The sequence below is a fragment of the Marinitenerispora sediminis genome (assembly GCF_003336425.1).
GTDB classification, from domain to species: domain Bacteria; phylum Actinomycetota; class Actinomycetes; order Streptosporangiales; family Streptosporangiaceae; genus Marinitenerispora; species Marinitenerispora sediminis.
Window position 1 is genome coordinate 1 of sequence record NZ_QEIO01000246.1, and the last position, 4527, is coordinate 4527.

The window sequence follows — 4527 nt, forward strand, 5'->3', positions numbered from 1 at the left end:
CCTCGGAGCAGTGGCCGGCCCCCTGGCCCGGGGCTCCCCCAGCTGCGGGCAGAGGCGACGCGGCCGAGCAGCGCGCGCGGGCGCCGCCGGGCCGGACCGGCGGGAGCCGGTGGCGGCCACCGCCCATGGCCAGGACGGACCGGATTGGACGGTTCGGCCCCCGCGCGCCACGATGGTGGGATGGCGCTGGGGCGCCTGGTGTGCCGGGAAGCCTGGTCGGCGTCCACTCCCCCGCGCCCGGAAGGCCCGACACTCATGGCCCCGTCTTCGCCCAGCAGTACTTCCACCAGCATCTACCGCACTTCCGCGGGCCGCGAGGCCGTACGCGCCTGGTGCCGCACCGCCCTGGCCTCCTGGCCCGAACTGCACGCCCGCGACCCGTTCAACACGGCCCTGGGCACCACCCAGGTGTTCAGCGCCCCGGGCGGACCAGGCACCGGCGTCGTCCTGCTGCCGGGAACCAACTTCAACGCCGCCACCGGCATCGCCGCGGCGCGAGTGCTGGCCGCCGACCGCCCCGTCCACCTGGTCGACCTGCCGGGCCAGCCGGGCCTGAGCAGCGCCGAGCGGCCCCGCGGGGACCGCACCGCCGCCTACGGGGCGTGGCTGCGCGAGGCACTGCCGCAGATCACCGAGGCCCCGGTGATCCTGCTCGGGCACTCCCTGGGCGCGGCCGTGGCTCTGGCGGCCGCCCCCGGGCCGCTGGTCGCCGGGCTCGCCCTGGTGAACCCGGCGGGGCTGGCCCCCGCCGCGCTCGGTCCCGCTCTGATCGGTGCGACCCTGCCGTGGCTGCTGGCGCCTTCCTCCGCCTCCAGTACGCGCCTGCTGCGCTACATGAGCGGACCAGGGCAGGCCGGGGCGGCACGGCGCGCCCACCCCGACGCGCACTGGATGACCCTGGTCGCCACGCACACGCGCACCAGCCTCGCCCCCCGGCCGCTGCCCGTGCGCGCGCTCGGGCGCTGGCGCGGCACACCGGTGCGGGTGGCCACCGGCTCCCACGACTGCTTCTTCCCGCCGGCGCGCCTGCGCGGCCCGGCCCGTGCGGGCCTGGACGCCGATGTCCACGTGCTCCCGGGGAGCGGCCACCTCGCCCTTCACGAAGCGCCGCAGCGCATCGCGGCTCTGCTCGCCACGATGCGCTGAGCACGCCTCGGCCGCCGCGGTCCGGGCTGCCGTTGCGGGCGACCGGCCGGGGATACACCCGCGGATCGCCGCTGGCCGGCGCGCCGACGGGTTCGTCGAGCGGCATCTGGTGGGCCCTCGCCAGGGGCAGCAGCGGTCCAGCCCCGGTCCGCGGTGCCGAGCACCGCACGCTCCCCCGTGCTCCCGGGCCATACGCGTGGACGGCCCATGAGAGATGCGGGCGGCGTAGCCGCGCGATTCTGTTTCTCTTCGGGGTTTTGGGAAACTTACGGCGATCTTGACGATGTAGATTTTTTCGTGCTCGCCGGCTGGCTGCTCGACCGGCCGAGCGCCGCTCACACCCGGCGCTTGGCCGCGGCCGCGGCGTCTCCCGCCATGAGTTTGCCGAGCAGTGCCACCAGGGCTGCCCGCTCCTCTGCGGAAAGGGCGGCGGCCCACGCACCCTCCCGGGTGTTGTGCGCGGCGAATCCCCGGGTGATGGCGGCACGGCCGGTGTCGGTCAGGCTGATCTGGACGGCCCGGCGGTCGTGGTCGGCGCGCTGGCGGGTGACCAGGCCGTCCTTCTGCAGGGTGTTGACGAGGGCGGATACGGCGGCACGGCTCATGCCGGTGAGGGCGGCGGCGCTCTTGGCGTCCATCGGGCCGGCCAGCCAGACGACGAAGAGCACCCGGAAGCCCGGCCAGGTCCATCCGCTCGGGCGGTGCACCGTGGATTCGAGGTCGTAGACGATCATGCTCGTGGCGCGGTGCAGGGTGAGGACCAGGCGCATGGCCTCCGCGTCGACCGCCGGCAGCTCCTGCTGCGCTCGGCGGACGGCGTGGTCCACGAAGGACCAGAAGGTGAGGCCGCCCGGGGCGGCCGTCTCGTCGGTCACCTCCCCAGGTTAGGCCCGCCGCTCCCCCGCCGGGGGCGCCCGAACGGTTCGGAACGGCCGAGCACGGTGAGTGACCCGCGTCACCGGAGTTGGTAACCTGGTCGTCCTGGTCATGTGACCGACGCCACGCTACGATCCATTTGATCAAATATTTGATTAATGATCTCGGGTGCCGTCCCGGGAGTCGTTGGAGGTGCACGGCAATGCCGGCGAAACCGTTCGCATCATCGGCCGACCTCGCGGAGAAGCGGCAGACCCTGGAGATCCTCGCCGACGGCGTGTACGCGCTCACCGCCGAGGGCGATCCCAACATCGGCGCCGTCGAGGGCGAGGACTTCCTCGTGTGCTTCGAGGCCCTCGCCACCCCCACCGCGGCGCGCGAGTGGCTGGCCGTGCTGCGCGAGCACACCGACAAGCCGGTCCGCTACCTGGTGCTCTCCCACTACCACGCGGTGCGGGTGCTGGGGGCCAGCGCGTTCGGAGCCGACGTCATCATCGCCCACGACAAGACGCGGGAGCTCGTCGCCGAGCGGGGCCGCCAGGACTGGGAGAGCGAGTTCGCCCGCATGCCGCGGCTCGCCAAGGACGCCGGATCGGTCCCCGGGCTGACCTGGCCCACGCTGACCTTCAGCGACCGGGCGACCATCCACCTCGGCGGCGACCGGGGCACGCTGGAGCTGCGCCACCTGGGGCGCGGCCACACCGAGGGCGACCTGGTGGCCTGGCTGCCGCGCGAGCGCATCCTGTTCGCCGGCGACCTCGTGGAGGCCGAGGCCGCCCTCTACACCGGCGACGCCTTCCACCGCGAGTGGGCCGGCCCGACGCTGGACGGGGTCGCCGCGCTGGGCGCGCAGACCCTGGTCGGCGGGCGCGGAGCCGTCACCCGGGGCCGCGCCGCCGTGGACGCGGCGATCGAGCAGACCCGGCACTTCCTGCGGGTCATGCTGCACGAGGTGGGCGCGGTGCACGGGCGCGGCGGGACGCTGAAGGAGGCGTTCGAGGCCGCGCACGCGGCACTGGCCGGCCAGTACGGGCACTGGCCGATCTTCGAGCACTGCCTCCCCTTCGACGTGTCGCGGCTGTGGGACGAGCTGTCGGGGGTCGAGCGGCCGGTGATCTGGACCGCCGAACGCGACCGCGCCGTCTGGGACCAGCTGCAGGACTGACGGCGGGATCGGGCCATGGCGGAGGAGACGCCGATCCTGGTACTGGGCGCTGGCCCGGTGGGGCTGACCGCGGCGCTGCTGCTGGCGCGCCGGGGCCTGCCGGTGGTGCTGCTGGAGGCGCGCACCTCGCGCGCCGTCACCGGGTCGAGGGCGATCTGCCAGCAGCGCGACGTCCTCGACGTGTGGGAGTCCCTCGGCGCTGGAGCGGTGGCCGAGGAGGGCGTGACCTGGGGCACCGCGCGGACGTTCTACCGGGACTCGGAGCTGTTCAGCGTGCGGCTGGCGGATGCGGGCGCGTCGCCGTTCCCGCCGTTCGTCAACCTCTCGCAGGCGCGCACGGAGGAGATCCTGGGCGCGTGCGTGGCCGCCGAACCGCTCATCGAGGTGCGGCGGGGGCACGAGGTCGTCGGACTGGACCAGGACGCGGCCGGTGTGGTGGCGCGGTGCCGGACCGCCCGGGGGGCCGTGTCGGTGCGGGGCGGCTACGCGGTCGCGTGCCTGGGCGCGCGGGCCGGGTGGGCGCGCCAGGCGCTGGGGGTGGCCTTCGACGGGCGCAGTTTCGCCGACCGCTTCCTCATCTGCGACATCCGCGCCGACCTTCCCGGGTGGGAGCGGGAGCGGCGGTTCTACTTCGACCCGGAGTGGAACCCGGGGCGCCAGGTGCTCATCCACCCGTGCCCGGGGTCGGTGTACCGCATCGACTGGCAGGTACCGCCGGACTTCGACCTCGCGCGGGAGGAGGCGAGCGGCGGGCTGGACCGGCGCATCCGGATGATCGTCGGGGACCGCGGGTACGAGGTCGTGTGGCGCTCGGTGTACCGGTTCCACACCCGGGTGGCGAGCCGGATGCGGGTCGGCCGGGTGCTGCTGGCCGGCGACCTGGCGCACCTGGTGGCGCCGTTCGGCGCGCGCGGGCTGAACTCCGGGGTGCACGACGCGGAGAACGCGGCGTGGAAGCTGGCGTTCGTGGCGCGGGGGTGGGCCGGCGAGGGGCTGCTGGAGAGCTACCAGGCGGAGCGGTCCGCGGCGGCAGCGGAGAACGCCGAGGTGACCGGCCGGACGATGCGGTTCCTGGTGCCGCAGGACGAGGCGGGGCGGCGGTGGCGGGAGGCGGTGCTGCGGCGGGCGGTGGCTGATCCCGCGGCGCGGGCGCTGGTGGACTCGGGGCGGCTGTTCGAGCCGTTCTGGTACGTGGACTCGCCGCTGACCACGCCCGATCCCGGCCGGCCGTTCGGCGGGCGGCCGGAGCGCGGCGCGGTGCCGGCGCCGTGCCCGGGGGTGCTGGTGCCGGACGCGGTGGTGGAGGCGCCGGGGGTGGGCGTGACGCGGCTGCGCCGGCT

Annotated in this window: 4 protein-coding genes; 3 read left to right on the plus strand and 1 reads right to left on the minus strand. The window is 75.1% G+C overall.

Going from position 1 to position 4527, the window contains the following annotated elements:
- The first annotated feature begins 255 nt into the window (after nucleotides 1–255).
- Nucleotides 256–1146 (plus strand): alpha/beta fold hydrolase, encoded by an 891-nt coding sequence (locus tag DEF28_RS25660; RefSeq protein ID WP_114400747.1) that lies wholly within the window; start codon nucleotides 256–258, stop codon nucleotides 1144–1146.
- A gap of 335 nt (nucleotides 1147–1481) precedes the next feature.
- On the opposite strand, the gene DEF28_RS25665 is transcribed toward DEF28_RS25660, so the two are convergent.
- A complete protein-coding gene (locus DEF28_RS25665; protein WP_114400748.1) occupies nucleotides 1482–2021 on the minus strand; it encodes a MarR family winged helix-turn-helix transcriptional regulator in 540 nt (179 codons plus the stop codon).
- A 203-nt stretch (nucleotides 2022–2224) separates the two neighbouring features.
- Here DEF28_RS25665 and DEF28_RS25670 point away from each other — a divergent pair, with 203 nt between their 5' ends.
- Nucleotides 2225–3187, plus strand: a complete 963-nt coding sequence (locus DEF28_RS25670) for an MBL fold metallo-hydrolase (protein WP_114400749.1) — start codon at nucleotides 2225–2227, stop codon at nucleotides 3185–3187.
- 15 nt (nucleotides 3188–3202) lie between these two features.
- A partial coding sequence (locus tag DEF28_RS25675; protein WP_114446250.1) for an FAD-dependent monooxygenase occupies nucleotides 3203–4527 on the plus strand: 1325 nt, incomplete at its 3' end.